The organism is Azoarcus sp. TTM-91 (assembly GCF_012911025.1).
GTDB lineage: Bacteria > Pseudomonadota > Gammaproteobacteria > Burkholderiales > Rhodocyclaceae > Azoarcus.
In genome coordinates, this window is the sequence record NZ_WUEI01000060.1 from 1 (window position 1) to 18,581 (window position 18,581).

Below are 18,581 nucleotides of genomic sequence, written 5' to 3' on the forward strand. Positions count from 1 at the left end.
ATCCGGATGAGTATCTGAATGCCGACTTGAAGGCTCGCATGAACGCGGGCGAACCCGTTCGGACACCAGAGGCGATGCAAAGCAAACTGCTCGGGCATCTGCGAAGCCTGCAAAAACAGCCTGAACGCATTCGGTCGTACTTCAAACACGAAAAGATTCGCTATGCCGCCTGAGCTGTTTGGTAGTTTGTTGCCGGGTTAATAGTGTTTCGCATTGTCGAATTCGACGATGACATCCGACCCAGTGCTGCACTGGTCTCGAATGATCTGGACGCCAACAGCTATCAGGATCGGGCCTGGCGATATCGCCAACAATTCGAAGAAGCTGAAGCTGCATACGCTGAAAGCAGCGCAGTTACTGCAGGCACGGGCTGCCGCCAACTATGCGGAATAAGGTGAAACTCTATATCGAAGACCATTCGGTAATGGCGTCAATACTACTTGGTAATGCACGAATCGCTCCAAAGTGAAATCGGCCGCCCGATGTCCTGGACGGCCGTTTTTTTTGGCAGGCTACAGCAGCTCAACCTCGAGCATCGCCCCAGCGCAGGGGCGAGTGCTCGTCGCCGACGTAAAGGGTTTCTCCAGAACGATCCACGCAGTACTGCGGCGACAGGATTTTCTCGGAGAAGCGCATGCCCTCCCCTACCCGGGTGTACTCGAACAGGATGCTGCGTTCCACACGGGCGCCGGCGCGGATGTGGCTGCCGTGGCCTATCCAGGTCGGGCCGATGATGGAGGCGCCCGGTTCGATACGCACGTTGGAACCGATGTACACCGGGCCGACGATCTGCACGCTGTCCCAGGCGATGGAGGTGTTCAGGCCTACCCAGACACCCTGGCGAACTTCATTGCCGGGCATGTCCATCTGCGCCACTTCCCCGCGCAGTACCCGCTGCAGCACCGACCAATAGTCGGTCAACCGACCGATGTCTATCCAGTTGAAGAAGCGCTTCTGGGCAAAGAAGGGCTTGCCCTGCTCCACCAGCAGCGGGAACAACTGGCTGCCGATGTCGAACTCCTGCTTGGGCGGGACGAGGTCCAGCACTTCCGGTTCAAAGATGTAGATGCCTGTGCTGGCCAGGGTAGATTTCGCTTCCTCCGGCCGGGGTTTTTCCTGGAAGGACTGCACCCGGCTCTCTTCGTCGGTCACCACCACGCCGTAGTTCTGCACTTGGTCGCGCGGCACGTCCAGCGTCACCACGCTGGCCAGCGCGCCCTTGTGGCGGTGCTCGTCGAGCGCGGCGCGGATGTCCAGGTCGATGATGGCGTCACCGCAGATCACCAGCGTGGTGTCGTCGAAGAAGCCGCCGAAGTCCTGGATCTTGCGCATGCCGCCGGCGGAGCCCAGCGCCTTGGGCACGATGTCGCCGTACTCGCGGCCGCCCTCGTAGGAGTAGCCGATCTCGACGCCCCAGCGGTGGCCGTCGCCGAAGTAGTTCTCGATCTTGTAGTGGTTGAAGGCCACGTTGATCATGATCTCGCGGATGCCGAAGCGGGCCAGGTGCTCGATCAGGTATTCCAGCACCGGTTTGCCGAGTATCGGCACCATGGGCTTGGGCACGTTCTTCGTCAGCGGGCGCACCCGCGTTCCTTGGCCCGCGGCCAGGATCATTCCTTTTGCCAAGTCGATACCTCTCTGGTGAATGAAAAAACGTTCTCCACGGCGCCCGCCTCAGGCGGGCGCGCGGCCGTAGGTATCCTCGAAACGGACGATGTCGTCCTCGCCGAGGTAGCTGCCGGACTGCACCTCGATGATCTCCAGCGGCACCTTGCCCGGGTTGGCGAGGCGATGGGTATGGCCCAGCGGGATGAAGGTGGATTCGTTCTCCGCCAGCAGGAAGGTGCGCTCGCCGCAGGTCACCTCGGCGGTGCCGCGCACCACGATCCAGTGCTCCGCGCGGTGGTGGTGCATCTGCAGGCTGAGTCGCGCACCGGGCGCCACCACGATGCGCTTGACCTGGAAGCGCTCGCCGGAATCGATGGAGTCGTACCAGCCCCAGGGCCGGTGCACCTTGCGGTGGGTCTGCGCCAGTTCGCGCCCCTGCTCGCGCAGGCGGGCGACCACCTTCTTCACTTCCTGGGTGCGGCTGCGGTGAGCGACCATGACCGCGTCCGCCGTCTCCACCACCACCATGTCTTCGCAGCCCAGCGCCGCCACCAGCCGGCTGCCGGCATGCACCAGGGTGTTGCGGCTGCCCTCGATCAGCACATCGCCGCGGGAGCAGTTACCCTCGTCGTCCTTGGCGGACACTTCCCACAATGCATCCCAAGCGCCTACGTCCGACCAGCCGGCGGCCATCGGCACCACCACCACCCCGTTCTCGGCCGCAGCGTCGGTGGAGAGCGGCTCCATGACGGCGTAGTCGATGGAGTCGGAACGGCAGGCTTCGAAAGCGGCCTTGTCGACACGCAGGAAATCGGCGTCCGCCTTGCTGCCCTCGAAGGCACGGGCGCAGGCTTCAGCGATGTCCGGCGCGTATTTCTGCATCGCCGCCAGCCACACCGAAGCCTTCATCATGAAGATGCCGCTGTTCCACAGGTGTTCGCCGCCAGCCAGATAGCGCTCGGCGGTTTCCGCATCCGGCTTCTCGACGAAACCGACGCAGCGCCGCGCGCTGGCCGCGCCTTCCAGCTGCGCGCCGACGCGGATGTAGCCGTAGCCGGTTTCCGCTCGCTCCGGCACGATGCCGAAGGTGACCATGCCGCCGGCCTCCGCCTGCAGCGCACCTTCGGACACCGCCGCCTGGAAGGCTTCGAGATCGCTGATCACATGGTCCGCCGGCATCACCAGCAGCACCGGGTCGGCACCGCTGGCCCGTGCGGCCCGTGCCGCCAGCGTCAACGCCGGCGCGGTGTTGCGCCCTGCGGGTTCGAGCACGATGCGCCCGCCGGTGACGCCGATGTGGCGCAGTTGCTCGGCGATGACGAAGCGGTAGTCCTCGTTGCTCACCACCAGCGGCTCCGCATCCACTTCGTCCGGCGAGAAGCCGGACAGCCGCAGCGCAGTCTGCTGCAGCATGGAGAGTTCGCCGGTGAGCGGCAGCAGCTGCTTGGGATAGGCCTCGCGGGAAGCCGGCCACAGGCGGGTACCCGCACCGCCAGAGAGAATCACGCTCTTGATCGCCATGCTCGTATCACTCCTTCAATGCTTCAACGCCGGCCGATGCCGAAGTACTCGATGCCCTTTTCCCGCACCAGTTCGGGGTCGTACATATTGCGTCCGTCGAACACCACCGGCTGGCGCAGACGGCTGCGGATGGCCTCGAAATCCGGGCTGCGGAATTCCTTCCATTCGGTGACAATGACCAGCGCATCCGCCCCTTCCAGCGCGCTCTTCGGCCGGCCGGCGTAGGTCAGGCGGGACTCGTCGCCGAAGATGCGCTCCGCCTCCAGCATCGCCACCGGGTCGTAGGCGGTAACGGTGGCGCCGCGCTTGAACAGCTCCTCGATGATCACCCGGCTGGGGGCCTCGCGCATGTCGTCGGTATCCGGCTTGAAGGCCAGGCCCCACAGGGCGAAGCGGCGGCCGGAGAGGTCCTCACCGAAGCGGGCGACGATCTTGTCGATCAGCACATGCTTCTGGGCGTCGTTGGCGTCCTCCACCGCGGTCAGCACCTTGAGGTCGCGGCCGTGCTCGCCGGCCGTGCGGATCAACGCCTTCACATCCTTGGGGAAGCAGGAACCGCCGTAGCCGCAGCCGGCGTAGAGGAAATGCCAGCCGATGCGGGGATCCGAACCTATACCTTGGCGCACCAGTTCGATGTCCGCACCCAGCGTCTCGGCCAGGTTGGCCAGCTCGTTCATGAAGCTGATGCGGGTGGCCAGCATGGCGTTGGCGGCATACTTGGTCAGCTCGGCGGAGCGCACGTCCATGAACACCAGCTTGTCGTGCTTGCGCTGGAAAGGCGCATAAAGCTGGCGCATCAGCCCGAGGGCGCGCTCGTCGTCGGCGCCAACGACGATGCGGTCCGGCCGCATGAAGTCGTCCACCGCCGCCCCTTCCTTCAGGAACTCCGGGTTAGAGACCACCGAGAAGGGCAGGTCGACACCACGCTTGGAAAGCTCATCGGCGATCGCCGCCTTCACCTTGTCGCCTGTGCCCACCGGTACGGTGGACTTGTCGACGACGACCCGGTAGCCATCCATGTGGCGGCCGATGTTACGCGCGGCCGCCAGCACGTACTGCAGGTCGGCGGAGCCATCCTCGTCCGGCGGCGTGCCCACCGCGATGAACTGGATCTCGCCGAAGCGCGCGGCCTTCTCCACGTCGGTGGTGAAGGACAAGCGCCCAGCTTCCACGTTGCGCCTCACCATCTCCAGCAAGCCAGGCTCATGGATGGGGATGCCGCCCTCTTCCAGCACGCGGATCTTGGCCGCATCCACGTCCAGGCAGAGCACGTCGTTGCCGACGTCCGCCAGGCACGCGCCGGAAACCAGGCCGACATAGCCGGTACCGATCACGGTCAGTTTCATCTGTTTCTCCCCTTACGTTCAGTTGATTTCAGACGCACCGGGTCAAGCGCCCGGCGCAAATTCAAGCCTCACTCCCAAAGATCCCAGGGGAATGCCGCCAGCAGCGGCTGCGGATCGAAGGTGAAGGCCGGCATGCCCCCCATCTCGATTGCCTCGGGAATGGAGGTGGCGTATTCGAAGTTCTCCCGCCCGGTGCCGAAGTAGTAGTCCTGGTACTTGAACAGGTTTTCCGTCTCGGAAAGGCGGACATACCGTGCAGGTATGCCGAATGCCTCGGCGATGATGAGGCCATGCAGCGAGCTGGCCAGAACCAGCCGGGCCCGCAGTATCTCTGCAATCACCTTATTCCAGCCCAGCAAGGGTGAAACGATATGTGACTGCCCGGCCACCAGCGCCAGGTCATGCAGATTGGGCACGAAAACATGGGGCAGTTCACCGGTGCATTTGAAGCGCTCTCTGAACAGATGCGGCACCAGCAGCGCAGGATCCCCGAACACCGAGGGCACCTCGAAACCGCGCTTGCGCAGGAACTCCTGGGTGAGCGGGCCGCGTACCGCGCGAATGTCCAATGCGGTGGCGGTGAAGGCGGATTCCGGCACCTTGCCATTCACGCCGGAACCCCAGATCACATCGCCGTTGCCAGCGAAATGCATCACCGAGCCGATGGACAACATGCGCGCCGCACTTGCCACTTCATCGTCCAGCGTCAAGCCGCGGGAGGCTAGCAGCTGGGAGACGACGATACGGCCGAGGTGATCACCGAAGTTCACCCGGCCATCGGCCGGCCGCCAGCAATAAAGGGAAACATGGTTGTAAGGCAGCGGCACATGGGCCGGATCCACCGCGGGTTCGTCATTGAACAGCGCTCTTATCTTCCGTTTCAGCATGTTCTCTCTGGCGACAGTCTCTAACTGGAAAAAGTGTTCAAGCCGAGCGCAGCAGCGCCCGGCTTTGCAGGATGGCCAGCACGTTGCGGCGGAAGGCCGGCCACAGCGCGTTGATCAACAGGAAGGCGAGCAGCATTGCCGCCACGCCGATGGCGAGCCGCATCGGCAACCCTTCGCCCCATTGCCAGGACGCCAGCGCGGATGCCACGCCGCACAGGCCGTAAGCGACGATGACGCGCAGCCCGTTGCCGAACATGCCTTTCACCGGCGCACCGGAGCCGCGCAGCCACAGCAGCCCCCACATCCAGGACAGCGCCATGCCGCAGGCGAAGGCGGTGGCGACGCCATGCACGCCCCACATCGACCCGGTGACCACCAGCGCGATCAGCACCAGCCGCGAACTCAGCGTGAAGCGGAAATGGGAACCGGTCAGGCCCTTGGAGACGAAGACCCAGTAACTGGCGTAGGCCGCGGTCTGGAACACGCCGGCGAAAGCCAGTATCTGGAACACCGGCACCGCCGGCGCCCATTGCTGACCCAGCACCAGCACGATCAGGGGCTCCGCCTGAGCGCAGCCGAACGCAAAGGCGGCAACGATGAGGTGCAGCAACACCGATTGCCCATGCAGCAGGAAACGGCCGTAGCGCGCCTCGTCCTGGTTCAGCCGCGACAGCACCGGCAGCGCGATGGTGGTGGCCGGCGCATTGATCTGGTTCAGCGGCAACATCAGCAGCTGGTAGGCGCGGTTGTACAGGCCCAGCACCTCGGCGCCAAAGCGGTGGCCGATGATCAAGGCATCGACGTTGCGGCTGAAGTAGGTGATGAGCTGGGTATTCATCAGGTTCCAGCCGAAGCGCAGCAGGCCCTGCATGTCGGCATTTCGCCGCGGCAGGCCGGGGCGCCAGCCGGTGGCAGCCACCAGCAGCAGCAAGGTGAGGCCGATCTGGCCCACCTGCTGCGCCACCAGCGCCCAATAGCCGTAGCCGCGCAGCGCCAGCACCACGCCTGTGGTCAGCCCCACGGCCTGGCCGATCACCTCGACGCCGGCCAGGCGGCCGAAGCGCATCTCCCGGTTCAGTTGGGCGCGGTACTGGGTGGCGAGGCCATTGAACAGGAAGGTCAGCGCCAACGCCTGGGCGATGGGCTGCAACAGGGGCTCGCGGTAGAAGGCGGCGATCAAGGGCGCGCAGGCATACACCACGCCGGCCAGCAGCAGACCGATCAGCGAGTTGATCCAGAACAGGTTGCTGCGCTGCTGGGCAGTCAGCTGGCGGGCCTGAACCGCGGCGGACGACAGGCCGAAATCCCGCAGCACTTCGCCAACACCGACGATGGCCATCACCATCGCCAGCAGGCCGTAGTCGGCCGGGGACAGCAGGCGCGCGAGCACGATGATGCCGCCGAACTGGAGCAGGATCTTGCCCCCCTGCCCGCCCATGGTCACCAGCGCGCCGCGGGCGGCAGTGGTACCCAGACGCTTGTCGGCAACCGGCCCCGGCGGCGACGCGGCGGAAACGCTCTCGGCCGTCATTGGGCCTCCAGCGGGCGGCCGCGGATGGCGGAGAGGTAGGCGCGGTAGTGCTGGTCGCCGGCATCCGCCCATTCGCGGCGGGAGAAATCGGGCATGGGCGCACGCGTATCACTGCGAAGCTGCGTCAGCGCCGCCTCCAGCTTGGCCGGTTCCAGCTCGCCGTCATACATGTAGACCCAGCCCGGCCCCACCTCGGCGGCCAGCGCCTCGTTGGCTTCGTTGCGCGGCACCAGCACCGGCCGGTTCAGCGACAGCGCCAGCAGCAGCGAACCGGAGTTGTGCATCTGGCGGAAGGGCAGCACGACGAGCTCCGCCTCGCCGATCTCCGTCGCCAAAGTGACGTCGTCCACATAGGCCAGCAGGGAAGTAACGCGCGGGTCTAGCGCACCGGCCGCCTCGATCTGCCCGCGCAGTTCGGCGGTGGAGGGATTGCCCACCAGGCGCAGGCTGAAATCGCAGCTGCCGGCCGGCAACTGGCGGAAGCACTCCAGCAGCGTCTCCACGCCCTTGTAGGGGCGGATCAGGCCAAAGTACAGCAGGCGGCCGGGCACCGAGGCCGGCACCGCCTTGTCGGCGAACCAGTCGCGATAGTGACCATGCAGGATGGTGACCGTCTGCGGCGCCCGCGGCTCGGTGACAGCGTTGATGCGTATCCACATCTGCGTACGGCTATCCAGCAGGCGCAGCAGGAAGCGCTCGGCCGCCCCGGCGCTCTCGTGCGGCGCCAGGTTGTGCAGCGTGCGCACTACCGGCCGCCGCAGCACCGCGGTCCGTGCCAGCAATGCCAGGAACAGCGCGTAGCGCACTGCCCGGCTGCGGCCCTCTGCGCGCAGCAGGAATTCCGGCCAATGGACGTGGAACACGTCGTAACGGCCGAACAGCGCGGTACGCCATGAGAAGAACGCCACCTCGGCATGCGGCGACACCGCCGCCACCACCTGCTTGACGTAGGGATTGTCGTTGTCCGTTTGCCGGAACAGGGACTGCAGCACCCTGATCTGCGGTTGTTGCCCGGTCGCGACAGCCTTGCTGACAGCCATCTTCAACATCTCCGATTGCCTGGCTTCAGGCTTAGAACTGGAAGTAAATGAACGAGGCGCCGCCGGGCGAGAGCGCCGCCAGCGTCAGCGCCAGGCCGACGATAGCGCCGCCCTGCAGCACCACCGGCGCCCTGCAGTAAGCCACCGCCGCCCGGGTGAACAGCCCCTTGGGCAGGTAGTGCAGCAGCACCGCCAGCAGCAACACGCCCACGCCCATCAGCGTGAAGGGCGCGTTGTTCGACACCGGCTGCAGCATCGCGGAGACATAGGCGGCGGCACTATCGAGATCCGGCGCGCGGAACAGGATTCGTGACAGGGCCACGACCTGGAAGGCGAGGAAGATGGCGAGCAGCCGGGCTCCAGCGGAGGTCGGCTCCGGCGGCAGCCCCTTCGCCTCCCGCCGACCGCGGCGCCAGCGCTCGAAGCAGACGAAGCTGCCGTGGATCACGCCGTAGAGCACGAAATTCCACCCTGCCCCATGCCAGATACCGATGGCGACGAAGGTGATGTAGAGGTTGATATAGACGTTGCCGTGCTTGGAGCCGCCGATGCCGAAATACAGGTAGTCGCGGAAGAAGCTGGACATGGAGATATGCCAGCGCTGCCAGAAATTGGACACGCTGGTCGCCTGGTAGGGGCGGTCGAAGTTCTTCATCAGGTCGAAGCCCAGCAGCTTGGCGACGCCGCGGGCGATATCGGTGTAGCCGGAGAGGTCCATGTAGAGCTGGAAGCTGAATGCATACACCGCGACCAGCAGGAACAGCGGCGAATACTCCGAGGGCGCGGCAAAGGCCGGATTCACCAGCTGGACAGCCAGCACGTCGGCAAAAGCCATCTTCTTGATGAAGCCGCGCAGGATCAGTACCAGCCCCTCCTCCATGCGCTTCTCATCATCTTTCGGCAGGTGCTCCAGCTGCGGCATGAACTGGCGCGCCCGGGTGATGGGGCCGGACAGCACCGTCGGGAAAAAAGCGACGAAGAGCGCGAAGTCGCGGAAGCTGTCAGTGGCCTTCTCCTTGCCGCGGTAGATGTCCAGCGTGTAGGACAGGCTCTGGAAGGTGAAGAAGGAGATGCCGATGGGCAGCAGGACCTGCAGCAGCGGCAGGTTGGCCTCGAAGCCCATCGTGTTCAGCAGCTGGCCGGCGCTCTCGATGAAGAAATTGACATACTTGAAGTAGGCCAGCACCCCCAGCGAGGCGAGCAGCGCCGCCGCCAGCCAGCGCTTGCGCACCGCGGCCGACGAGCTGGCCTCAATGGCACGGCCGGCGGCGAAGCTCACCACGCTCATGAACAGCAGCAGCGCGGCGTAGCGCCAGTCCCAGCACATGTAGAAGTAGTAGCTGGCGGCCAGCAGCATGTTCTTGCGCGCATCCGCATGGCGCAGCAGCAGCCGGTTGAGGCCGAAGACGACGGCCAGGAACAGGAAGAAATGCAGCGACTGGAAGGACATTTGGCGGACTCAGGAACCGGCGAGGTGTTGGTCGAGCAGGAAGCCGTAGATCTCGTCGGCGGCGAGTTCCTCGCCGGCCAGCGTGAAATGGCTGGCATCGACGAAGTAGCGCTGGCCGCCGGGAATCCGCTGGTCCAGCCGGAGCACGGGCACGTCCATCCGCCTGGCGGTCTGCACGATCTCGCTGTTGTGGCGGTCGTAGAGGGTGTTGAGCCCCGGCAGATCGAAGCAGGGATTGAAATACCGGGCCTGCTCCGACAGCCGCATCTGCACGTCCAGCGGCTGCTCCGCCCGGTAGGCGCGGGCGTTTGTGGCCAGTACCAGGTCGACGCCGGCGCCGCGCGCTGCGCTCACCAGACCTTCCAGCCGCTGCCGGTAAGGCAGCAGATCGATGGACGCCGGGTCCAGCCGCTTGCCTGGCATCGGCGGCGCGGAACGCAAGGCCACCGTCTTCTTGCGCACCGCATCCACCGACAGCAACCAGTTCGGCAGCGTGAGCAGGGGCAAGCCCTCGCGCGAGGACGCAGCCGGCGCCTTGCCCGCCTTGCAGTAATCGGCGAAATCGTTGAAGCCGGGGTACACCACCACCAGGTCCGGCTTCAACGGCAGCACGATCTGCTTGAGCATGCTCAACTGGTCCGCCAGCCGGTAGCCGGCGATACCGGCGTTGATGACCTCCACCTTGCGGTCCGGGTAGTGCTTCTGCAGACGCTCATGCAGCAGTGCGGAGAAAGTTGCCTCGTTCGAGCGCGCCATTTCGCCCATCACCGTCGAGGCGCCGACGACCGCGATCCGCAGGCTGCCAGGCAACCGCGCCGGCGTTACCTCCGGACTGCGCAGCCCGAGGCTGTTGGTGCGGATCTCGACCTCGCTGCCGGGCAACACGCTGGCCGGCCGCAGCAGCTTGAGGCCGGTGACCGGGTCCTGGATGTAGCGCGTCTGGCCCTTGGCGAGGTTGAAGATGCTCTGGCCGAAGCGCACCTGCGAGCGCACCTGCAGTGCAAGCTCCAGCACCACGAACAGCACTACCGCCGATAGCAGAACCAGGCTGATGCGCCGCGCGGCTCCGCTTTTGCGGGCCACTGCTTCTTGTTTTGGTGCGGCGCCTTCGGCGGTGTCCTCGACACCGGCGCCCAACGGCAGCCGCAGAATCCTGAACAGCAAGGTCAGCATGATCGCCCCTAGATCAAGACTGAAAACCCGCCGGGCGCAGCGCGCCCGGACCATCCACTACCTGCCTCCGGCGCAGCCGCGACATTCCCCGGCGCGCCTTTCCCCTCCCTGGAAAAATCAAGAACCGTCCCGCCGCGAGCGCACCCAGTCCACCTGGCGGCTAACGAGAAAACGGAGATACAGCGGAATCTTGGAAAGCGCATACAAAGGCGCGCGGACCAGGTCGGAGAAGGACACGATGTCCTGCCCGCAGCGCAGCCAGGCCAGCAGCACCGACACACCCAGCAACGCGGTGCTGCTGAAGGCAATGGCGAAGCCCAGGCCGCTGCCGCCGATGAGCGCGAACAGGCCGGTCACCACCGTCAGCCCCAGCATCGACAGCAGCAGCAAGGCCAGCGGCGGCACGCACAGGTCCAGCGCCATCGCCGCCAGACGCAGATCGGCGCGCAGCAGCGCGGAGGCCAGCATCTTCGGCGTGTCGGCAAGAATCATCCCCAGGTGACCATGCTCCCAGCGCGTACGCTGGGACTGCACGCCCTCGCCGGTGCTCGGGAAGACGCTGCTGACGACCGCCTCCGGGCAGAACAGCGGCGGCGTTCCGGCGCGGGCGAGGTCCACACCCAGCTTCATGTCCTCGACGATGTGGCCGCTGGCGAGCTGCGCCTGGCTGATCATCGCCCATGGGAAGTACATGCCGGTTCCCATCAGCTGGCAGGGCAGGCCCAGCCGGAGGCAAGCCAGCGGCCGCAGCAGGTTCTTCACCCTCCAGGCGAAGGCGGCGATGCGGGTCTTGAGCCCGGCATGCGGCGGCGCATGCATCAGGTACAGGGCCTGCACCGGCCGCCCGCTTTGCAGGCCGACACGGCTCAGGTAGGCCAGCGCCCCGGCCTCCAGCTGGCAGTCCGCATCGACGATGACCACGGCCTCCGGCGCCTCCGCCGCCAGGTGACGGACGCCGAAATCCAGCGCATAGCCTTTGCCGCGGCGGCTGGTGTCATGCCGCACGATGACCTCCGCGCCCGCTGCCACCGCCAGCGCGGCAGTGTCGTCGCTGCAGTTGTCCGCCACCACCAGCAGCCGGTCTCCGGCCTGCAATTGCTCACGGATGTTGTGCACGGTGGCGCTGATGCCGAGCGCCTCGTCATGCGCCGGCACGAGCACCGCAATCCGCGGCCGGCGGCCTGCCGGCAAGCCCGCCGGTTTGCGGCCCGGAAACGCCACCAGGATTTGGAAGGCGAAGATCAGCACGGGGACCAGCAGGAGCAGCCCTGCAACGATCAACAGCCAGGAGACGATGCTCATGCGTGCGCCTCCCGGAACAAATTGCCCAGCTTGGCCGCCTCGGTATCCACGTCATGCCGCTGCAGCACCCGGGCGCGGCCGGCCTCTCCCATGCGCTCCAGCACCTCGGGCGGCGTGCTCAGCACACGTTCCAGCGCGGCGGTGAGTGCCTCCACCGAACCGGCGGGGAACAGCCAGCCATTCTCTTCGGGCTGCACCAGCTCGGGGATGCCTGCTACATAAGTGGTGGCCACAGGCCGGCGCAGCGCCAGGGCCTCCATGATCACCACCGGCAGCCCCTCGGCGAAGCTGGGCAGCACCAGCGCGCGGGCGGCGAGGATCTCCTCGCGCACCTGATCGCTGCTGATCCAGCCGGTGATCCGCACCTTGCCCTCCAGGCCGTGGCGGGCGATAAGCGTCTCCACCTCCCCGCGCAGCTCGCCATCGCCGGCTAGCACCATTTCGAAATCCACGCCCTTCTTCGCCAGACCGCCCAGGGCTTCGACCAGCAGCAGTTGGCCCTTCTGCTCGCACAGCCGGCCCACGCACACCAGCCGCGGCTTCTCCGGTGTCGGCACCGGCGCCACTTCGTGGAAAGCCGGCTCCAGGCCGCAATGCACCACCTTCACCCGCGGCCAGTGGCAGTGGTCCACCCAGCGGAAAAGCTGGCTGCGGCCGAAGGAACTGATGGCGACGACGAAGGCCGAGCGCCGCAGTTTCTCGCCGGTACCGATGAACTGGGGCTTGTCGAACTCCTCCGGGCCGTGAACGGTGAAGCTGTACGGCAGGCCGATCAAGGCTTCGATCAGCATCGCGACCTCGGCCGGGTTGGTGCCGAAATGCGCATGCAGATGGCGGGCGCCGAACCCCCTCAGCGCCGGCAGCGCCCTGCAGGCTTCGGCAAAGTAGATCAGGTGCACCGGCCACGGCCGGTCCGCCCGCCAGCCCATGCGCAGCGCCAGTTTCAGTGCCGAAAAAAAGCGGCTGGGCGAGGCCTTGAAGGCATCGAACACCGACCGCAGCAGGCCACCGGCGCCGTCCTTCAGCAGGTAGGTGGTCAGCGCCTGTTCGCGCCTGTCTTCGGCGTCCACCACATCCGCATCCCAACCACGAACCGCAAGACGCAGGACTTCGAAGCCTTGTTTCTCCAGCGCCAGGATTTCGCGGCGGATGAAGCTGTGGCTGACCTTGGGATACTGGTTGACGAGATAGGCGATCTTCACCGTCCGCCCCCCGCAACCACGACCAGCTTCTCCTGCTCCGGCATGGCAGCGCGGCCAGCGGGCAGGATGACGCGCGCCGGGCTGCCGACTGCGGTCGCCCCATCCGGCACGTCGCACAGCACCACCGACAGGGCCCCGATCTTGCAACCGTTGCCGATACGCACCCCGCCCAGCACCTGGGCATAGGCGCCGAACTCCACGTCGTCGCCCACCACCGGCACCGGGCCGTCCTCGTGGCGGTTGCCGATGGTGACGCCCTGTCTCAGCGTGCAGTTGCGGCCGATGACCACCTGCGGATGGATGAAGATGCCGCCGAAATGCCAGATCCTCAGGCCACCTCCGATGGCCGCGGCCTTGGGCAGGCTGATGCCGACCGCCGTCTCCACCATGCGGAAGGCGAGCCAGTACACCGGGGTGAGGAAGCGCTTCAGGGGGCCGGCCGGCCGCCGCTCCAGGCGGCGGCCAAACCGGTAGAGCGCAATCGCCCAGATGGACTGCTCCTTGAGGAAAGGGCGGCGCTCTCCGTAGCGCCGCAGATCTGCCGCCCAATCGGGGTCACGACTCATAGATCAGCCTCTTGTCCCATCAAGTTCATTACGGCCCCTCCCGCCGCAGTTCACCCGCGACGGTGGACTCGACGCCGACGCCGCTGGTCGCCGTCACCACCGGGCCGACGTTGCCGGCAGGCCAGACGAAGCGGGCGGTCTCGCCATCGGCCAGGTTGTTGCTGTCGTAGACGATGGCGCTGCTGGTCTTGTCGCGCAGCTGGAAGCGCAGCAGCCCGCCGCCGGTGGTCCGAGCCGTCAGCTGGTAGGGCTGCCCGGCCACCGGCAGCGCCCAGGACACCGGCTGCATGCCGCGGTAGCTGGTGTTCACCACGCTGCTCGGCACCGGAGCGGGCGGAAAGACCACCGCCTGGCGCCAGGTCTCGTAGATGCCGGAGGTCGTCCCGCTCTGCAGCCGCCAGGGGCCACGCATGGAAAGCAGGTTGAAATTGGTCTCAGGCGTGTAGGACTCGCCATTGCCATCGATCCAGCCGCCGACACCGGTGACCTGGCGCAGGCCCTGCCGGATACGTTCGAGATCGTTTGCGGCGGCGGTATTCCATCCATTGCGGTGCAGGCTGAAGCCCGATCCGTTCTCGACGTAGATGACGAATGGCGTGCCGGTATTGCGATCAGTCACGTAAGCGCCATAGATCTGCAGGGTTTCGGCCACCTTGCGCAGCGCCGGCGTGGTGATGGTCTGCAGGTTGAAACCCGGCGGCAGCATCACCAGCGCCCCTTCTGGAATCGCGCCGGTATTGGTCGTCGCCGCATCCTTGTCCGCCGAAGTTGCGGGAAAAATGTAGGTGGGATTCGCCGACAAGCCGTTGTAGGTCAGCGACATGGTCAGGGCATGCGGGTAATGGGACCGGCCGTCGTCGATCTCGTGCTTGCGGATTAGGCCGCCGGACGTCGGCACTGCCGCCGCCCGCGCCCCCTGGAAGTAATGCGCCGGATCGCCCCATCCTCTGCCGTTCAAGCGCGTCCACGCATACTGGGAGGCCACCCAGTTGCCCTCGAGCTGCCGCAGCTTGTAAAAGGAATGGACGATACCCGCCACCGGGTCGACGATGTCCGCATGACCATCCGCCGCACTGGCGGGGATCACGCCCGCCGGCCACCGGGGGACGGTGATCTCCCGCCGGACTTCCGCGTCCGGATCCCACACGCCGGCGGTGCCGGGCAGGCCCCGAACGGTGACCGGCGGATCGTTCTCGCCGGCAAGAAAGACACCGGTCGACCACGCCCCCTCGGCAACCGAAGGGGCATAGCTGGATTTCGGGATCACGTATTCACCAAACACCGGGGAAACCGGGCGACTGTTCCAGGGCGAACGGGCGGAAAAGAGGTTTTCGTAGGAACCCCAGCTGACGTTGGGTTCGGCCTGGGCCTCCGCCTCCCCCGCCTGTGCGAGCGCCAGGGCGGAACATACAAAGGCGGCCATGATCCACCGTCGGTTTCCATCCGTTCCTCGAGCTAGCTGCAGCTTGTACATGGCATGACTCCTTCCATGTCTGCCGGGGTGGAAATCGTCCCGCCCCGGGCATCGGTATGCTCCCTGACAAGAAATGTTCATGTTTTTGACGACCGTCGCTCGCAAACGCCGTGCCGCGTCAGATCGCAGCGCGGATCAGGGGCTGGCGGACGGCCACCGGTTCCTCGCGCTCCTCTTCCATGTGTCGTAGCACCACAGCGCAGCCAGCGCCGACCACGAACCAGAAGTACCAGTTGAATGCGAGGTAGGAAAAAATGTTGTCGGAGGCAGAGATGATCATGTACTCCACCACCAGGGCGATGGCGACGAAGGCGCCGAGCTTGTCTATCCGCGCCATGCGCTTCAGCGTTCGCAGCAGGCGCGCGAACAGCCAGGACAACGCCGCCAGGCCCGCCAGCCCGAACTCGAAGATGGTCTGCACGTAGATGTTGTGCGCCCCGAAGTTCACCCCGCCGGAGAACGGGAAGAAGGTGGGCGAGTAGAACTTGAACGAGCCGAAGCCGTAGCCGAGCAACAGGTTTTCCGGGCGAATCCAGCGCAGGCCGTACTCCCAGATCTGCAGGCGCCAGGCAAAAGAGTTCAATTTCGCGTACTGCACCACCTCGTTGCCGCTGCCGAGGTCCAGCACCCGGTCACGCACGCTGGGCACCAGCATCGCCAGCGCCGGCGCCGCCGCCAGATAGACGAGGTAGCGGCGCTCGAACATCAGGGCGTAGATGCCGAAGACGGCGAAGCAGGCCATCCAGGCGCTGCGCGTCTGCGTCAGCAGCAGGAGAGCGAGCAGATAAGGCACGTACAGCGTCAGCGCGCTGCGCCTGAACGCCCCCAGTTGGATCCGCGGACTCTTCAGTGCGTACAGCGCCAGGCACAGCACCAAGGTTAGGTAGAAGGCAAAGATGTTCGGGTGGGTAAAGGTGCTCTTCAGGCGATAACCCTGGAAACCCATCGGCAGCCCACTCAGCAGCACGTCCACCAAGGCATAGGCGGAAGGCAGCAAGGATGAAAGCAACACCAGCTTCACGCAGACCTTGAAGTCCGCCTCGGTGCGAACGAAATAGAAGGCCGACAGGAACACCGCGAAGTAGGAGAGGAAGCCGAGATAGCTCCGGATCGCCTCGCCCTTCTCCGGCGCGGTGAGGGTACAGATCAGCGCCACCAGCAGGAACGCAATCCACGGCTGCGCCACCGTGCGCGGAAACCGCGCCGGCCGGCCGGCAACCAGCAGCACCGCGATCAGGATCACGAAGGCATTCACCAGGCCGCCGAATCCCAGGGAAATCGGCCCAAGCGAGAACTTGGTGCTGTCGAACACCAGGTCGCCCGCGGCGCGGAAGAGCAGCACCATGCCGAGCAGGAACAGGCGGTCGACGCAGAAGACGAAGCCCAGCGCGATCAGCGCAGGCAGCACCATCAGGCGGATGTAGTTGCCGGCCATCAGGTCCGCATAAACCGGTATCGCCAGCCCTACCAGCAGGGCGATGGCAAACGCCGCCCCGCTCAGCAGGGAAGGATGGCGCGACAGCAACTCGCCGTTCATTCCGGCGTTCCTGAGCGGGCGGGGTTCCATCCGGGCGCGGCGGGAAAGCGCACCGCGCATCCGGGCTGCGGGAGGGAGCGCCTGGAAGCCATGCGTATCAGTAGCCGAAACGGCGCGTCATGCGCCGCTTCGCGGTGCGCGCCAAGGCACTGGCGCAAAGCCCCAGGCCCCGCACATCCGGCGCGGCCGCGACGATGCGGCGGCCGAGGCGGAGAACGTCCGGGAAGGAACCCGCCGACGAGAACACCATGAGAAAGCCATTCAAGGCCTGCACCGCCTTTTCCCGCGGCAGCCGGGAGTAGTCTTCCTCGAACTTCTCCAGCACCCGCCTGTGCCCCTGGATCAGGGACTTGGGGTTGGAAGAGATGCGGTGCTTGTCCTTGCCGTTGTGCAGATAAGAGACGAGGTAGTCCTCAACGCAGCAGATCTTGGTCACCCTGCTCAGGCGGATGGACAGATCCCAGTCCTGGCAGCTGCGCAGGCTCTCGTCCAGGCCACCCACGCCCTCGATCACCGAGCGGCGCACCAGGATGCTGGAGAAGGTGCCGACGTAGTTCGCCACCAGCAGGGATTCGAAGGCCCAACCCTCCAGCGTGTGATTGGAGCGGGAAACCTCCTGCCCCTCGTTGTCCCGGCCGATGAACCAGGTGTAGACAACGCCGTAATCCGCCCCCCGGCTTTCGATGCAGGCCAACTGCTGCGCCAGCTTCTCCGGCGCCCAGGTGTCATCGCTGTCCAGAAAAGCGATGAATTCGCCCCGCGCGGCCCGGATGCCGGTATTCCGCGCCGCCGCCCCACCCCAGTTCTGGGCGTGGGCGAGATACTGGATGCGGGGATCCTCCACCGAGGCAACGCGGGCCTTGGTGTCGTCCGCCGAAGCATCGTCGACGACGATGATTTCGAAGTCCTGGAAGGTCTGCGCCAGCACGCTACGCAGGCAGGCGACGATGGTGTGTCCGCGGTTGTACGAGGGAATGACCACGCTGACGCGCGGCGCGTCCAGCTGCGTCGCGGCGGCGCTCTGACCGGCGACGGCGCTCGTCACTTGTTCCTGTACCAGCATGTCCATCGCTCAGTTCCCGTTCATGACAGAGCCGACCACCACGGCGCCGGACTGGGTGAGCCGTTCGGCATAACGCTTCACCTCGCCCATGCGGCTCCGGTCCCGCCGGGCCACCATCAGGGCGCCATGCGTACGTACCGCGACCATCGCACCGTCCGCATAGCGGTTACCGGCCGGCGTGTCGACGATGACCACATCGAAACTGCTCGAATACTGTTGCAGCAACTGGCCCAGCACCGGCCTCGCCAGCAGTTCCTGGGGATTCGGCGGCACCACGCCCGCCTGCAGGATGGAGAGCGACAGCAGGTCGGGCACCCGTTGCACCGCCTCCGGTGCCGGCCGCCCCGCCAGCAGCGTGGACAGGCCGCTGCGTTCCTGCAGGCCGAACAGCGTATGCAGGCAGGGTTTGCGCAGGTCGGCATCGATCAGTAGCGTCCGCTCGCCCAACTGGGAGAACAGCACCGCCAGATTCGCCGCCAGCCAGGAACGGCCTTCTCCGCCTCCCGGACTGACCACGGCGAGCGCGCGGCGCCCTTCCACCGGATCGAACCAGCGCAGCATCAACTGGCTGCGCAGCGCCCGCAGGGATTCCACCTGGGGCGAGAAGGGATCGTAGGCAGCGACGACCTGGGGCGAAACCTTGCTCTCGCCGCGCTGCAGGTAGGGATAGTCGAACTGGCGCGCCAGGGCGTAATGGATATCGCTGTGGTTCGCCAACCCAAGCACGACCGCGGCCTCCCCGAACCTCAGCCCCTTTTCCCGCTGCAGGCGGAGGATGCGTTCGGTCTGGTCGGCGTTGAGGCGCCCCGCGTCGATCAGGATGGATCCGATGGAGCGTTCCGCGGGCGGACGAAAAGGTGTAGTGGCCGGTGCGTTCATGG

The 18,581-nt window shown here is 65.9% G+C and carries 16 protein-coding genes; 1 reads left to right on the plus strand and 15 read right to left on the minus strand.

The features are described 5' to 3' along the window. The first annotated feature begins 228 nt into the window (after positions 1 to 228). The gene (locus tag GRF61_RS15550) at positions 229 to 393 is read left to right on the plus strand and encodes a hypothetical protein (protein WP_169151545.1); all 165 of its coding nucleotides are present in this window, start codon (positions 229 to 231) and stop codon (positions 391 to 393) included. 129 nt (positions 394 to 522) lie between these two features. Here the strand turns inward: GRF61_RS15550 and GRF61_RS15555 are convergent, their stop codons facing one another. The 15 genes from GRF61_RS15555 to epsG all read right to left on the minus strand — a co-directional run bounded on the left by GRF61_RS15555 (position 523) and on the right by epsG (position 18,579). Continuing rightward, on the minus strand, positions 523 to 1,614 hold the full coding sequence (locus tag GRF61_RS15555) for an NDP-sugar synthase (protein WP_169151546.1): 1,092 nt from the start codon (positions 1,612 to 1,614) through the stop codon (positions 523 to 525). A gap of 60 nt (positions 1,615 to 1,674) precedes the next feature. After that, complete coding sequence (locus GRF61_RS15560) at positions 1,675 to 3,129, minus strand: mannose-1-phosphate guanylyltransferase/mannose-6-phosphate isomerase (protein WP_169151547.1); 1,455 nt, start codon at positions 3,127 to 3,129, stop codon at positions 1,675 to 1,677. A gap of 23 nt (positions 3,130 to 3,152) precedes the next feature. Next, a complete protein-coding gene (locus tag GRF61_RS15565; protein WP_169151548.1) occupies positions 3,153 to 4,475 on the minus strand; it encodes a UDP-glucose/GDP-mannose dehydrogenase family protein in 1,323 nt (440 codons plus the stop codon). A 68-nt stretch (positions 4,476 to 4,543) separates the two neighbouring features. After that, positions 4,544 to 5,362, minus strand: a complete 819-nt coding sequence (locus GRF61_RS15570; RefSeq protein ID WP_169151549.1) for a polysaccharide pyruvyl transferase family protein — start codon at positions 5,360 to 5,362, stop codon at positions 4,544 to 4,546. A gap of 37 nt (positions 5,363 to 5,399) precedes the next feature. Further along, entirely contained in the window at positions 5,400 to 6,893 is a 1,494-nt protein-coding gene (locus tag GRF61_RS15575; protein WP_169151550.1) for a lipopolysaccharide biosynthesis protein, read from the minus strand. Beyond that, a complete protein-coding gene (locus GRF61_RS15580; protein WP_248281272.1) occupies positions 6,890 to 7,933 on the minus strand; it encodes a glycosyltransferase in 1,044 nt (347 codons plus the stop codon). Before GRF61_RS15580 ends, GRF61_RS15575 begins: the two co-directional genes overlap by 4 nt. A 31-nt stretch (positions 7,934 to 7,964) precedes the next feature. Next, positions 7,965 to 9,383, minus strand: coding sequence for an MBOAT family protein (locus GRF61_RS15585; RefSeq protein ID WP_169151552.1), 1,419 nt, complete (start codon positions 9,381 to 9,383; stop codon positions 7,965 to 7,967). 9 nt (positions 9,384 to 9,392) lie between these two features. Then, positions 9,393 to 10,556 (minus strand): GDSL-type esterase/lipase family protein, encoded by a 1,164-nt coding sequence (locus tag GRF61_RS15590; protein ID WP_169151553.1) that lies wholly within the window; start codon positions 10,554 to 10,556, stop codon positions 9,393 to 9,395. 117 nt (positions 10,557 to 10,673) lie between these two features. Then, on the minus strand, positions 10,674 to 11,858 hold the full coding sequence (locus tag GRF61_RS15595) for a glycosyltransferase family 2 protein (protein WP_169151554.1): 1,185 nt from the start codon (positions 11,856 to 11,858) through the stop codon (positions 10,674 to 10,676). Continuing rightward, entirely contained in the window at positions 11,855 to 13,060 is a 1,206-nt protein-coding gene (locus tag GRF61_RS15600; protein WP_169151555.1) for a glycosyltransferase, read from the minus strand. The genes GRF61_RS15595 and GRF61_RS15600 overlap by 4 nt, the downstream gene beginning before the upstream one ends. Then, complete coding sequence (locus tag GRF61_RS15605) at positions 13,057 to 13,626, minus strand: serine acetyltransferase (protein ID WP_169151556.1); 570 nt, start codon at positions 13,624 to 13,626, stop codon at positions 13,057 to 13,059. The genes GRF61_RS15600 and GRF61_RS15605 overlap by 4 nt, the downstream gene beginning before the upstream one ends. A gap of 28 nt (positions 13,627 to 13,654) precedes the next feature. Beyond that, positions 13,655 to 15,100 (minus strand): Atrophin-1 multi-domain protein, encoded by a 1,446-nt coding sequence (locus GRF61_RS15610; RefSeq protein ID WP_211166005.1) that lies wholly within the window; start codon positions 15,098 to 15,100, stop codon positions 13,655 to 13,657. 118 nt (positions 15,101 to 15,218) lie between these two features. After that, the gene (locus GRF61_RS15615; RefSeq protein ID WP_248281273.1) at positions 15,219 to 16,637 is read right to left on the minus strand and encodes an O-antigen ligase family protein; all 1,419 of its coding nucleotides are present in this window, start codon (positions 16,635 to 16,637) and stop codon (positions 15,219 to 15,221) included. Between the two features lie 97 nt (positions 16,638 to 16,734). Then, positions 16,735 to 17,706, minus strand: a complete 972-nt coding sequence (locus GRF61_RS15620) for a glycosyltransferase family 2 protein (RefSeq protein WP_169151557.1) — start codon at positions 17,704 to 17,706, stop codon at positions 16,735 to 16,737. Positions 17,707 to 17,709: 3 nt separating this feature from the next. Then, positions 17,710 to 18,579, minus strand: coding sequence for a chain length determinant protein tyrosine kinase EpsG (epsG, locus tag GRF61_RS15625; protein WP_169151558.1), 870 nt, complete (start codon positions 18,577 to 18,579; stop codon positions 17,710 to 17,712). Between the last annotated feature and the right edge of the window lie 2 nt (positions 18,580 to 18,581).

Coding starts and splice junctions, on each gene's coding strand:
- GRF61_RS15575 (WP_169151550.1), bottom strand. CDS start 6,893: ATGACGGCCGAGAGCGTTTCCGCCGCGTCGCCGCCGGGGCCGGTTGCC.
- GRF61_RS15620 (WP_169151557.1), bottom strand. CDS start 17,706: ATGGACATGCTGGTACAGGAACAAGTGACGAGCGCCGTCGCCGGTCAG.
- GRF61_RS15605 (WP_169151556.1), bottom strand. CDS start 13,626: ATGAGTCGTGACCCCGATTGGGCGGCAGATCTGCGGCGCTACGGAGAG.
- GRF61_RS15585 (WP_169151552.1), bottom strand. CDS start 9,383: ATGTCCTTCCAGTCGCTGCATTTCTTCCTGTTCCTGGCCGTCGTCTTC.
- GRF61_RS15615 (WP_248281273.1), bottom strand. CDS start 16,637: ATGAACGGCGAGTTGCTGTCGCGCCATCCTTCCCTGCTGAGCGGGGCG.
- GRF61_RS15555 (WP_169151546.1), bottom strand. CDS start 1,614: ATGATCCTGGCCGCGGGCCAAGGAACGCGGGTGCGCCCGCTGACGAAG.
- GRF61_RS15580 (WP_248281272.1), bottom strand. CDS start 7,933: ATGGCTGTCAGCAAGGCTGTCGCGACCGGGCAACAACCGCAGATCAGG.
- GRF61_RS15595 (WP_169151554.1), bottom strand. CDS start 11,858: ATGAGCATCGTCTCCTGGCTGTTGATCGTTGCAGGGCTGCTCCTGCTG.
- GRF61_RS15565 (WP_169151548.1), bottom strand. CDS start 4,475: ATGAAACTGACCGTGATCGGTACCGGCTATGTCGGCCTGGTTTCCGGC.
- GRF61_RS15590 (WP_169151553.1), bottom strand. CDS start 10,556: ATGCTGACCTTGCTGTTCAGGATTCTGCGGCTGCCGTTGGGCGCCGGT.
- epsG (WP_169151558.1), bottom strand. CDS start 18,579: ATGAACGCACCGGCCACTACACCTTTTCGTCCGCCCGCGGAACGCTCC.
- GRF61_RS15610 (WP_211166005.1), bottom strand. CDS start 15,100: ATGTACAAGCTGCAGCTAGCTCGAGGAACGGATGGAAACCGACGGTGG.
- GRF61_RS15550 (WP_169151545.1), top strand. CDS start 229: ATGACATCCGACCCAGTGCTGCACTGGTCTCGAATGATCTGGACGCCA.
- GRF61_RS15570 (WP_169151549.1), bottom strand. CDS start 5,362: ATGCTGAAACGGAAGATAAGAGCGCTGTTCAATGACGAACCCGCGGTG.
- GRF61_RS15560 (WP_169151547.1), bottom strand. CDS start 3,129: ATGGCGATCAAGAGCGTGATTCTCTCTGGCGGTGCGGGTACCCGCCTG.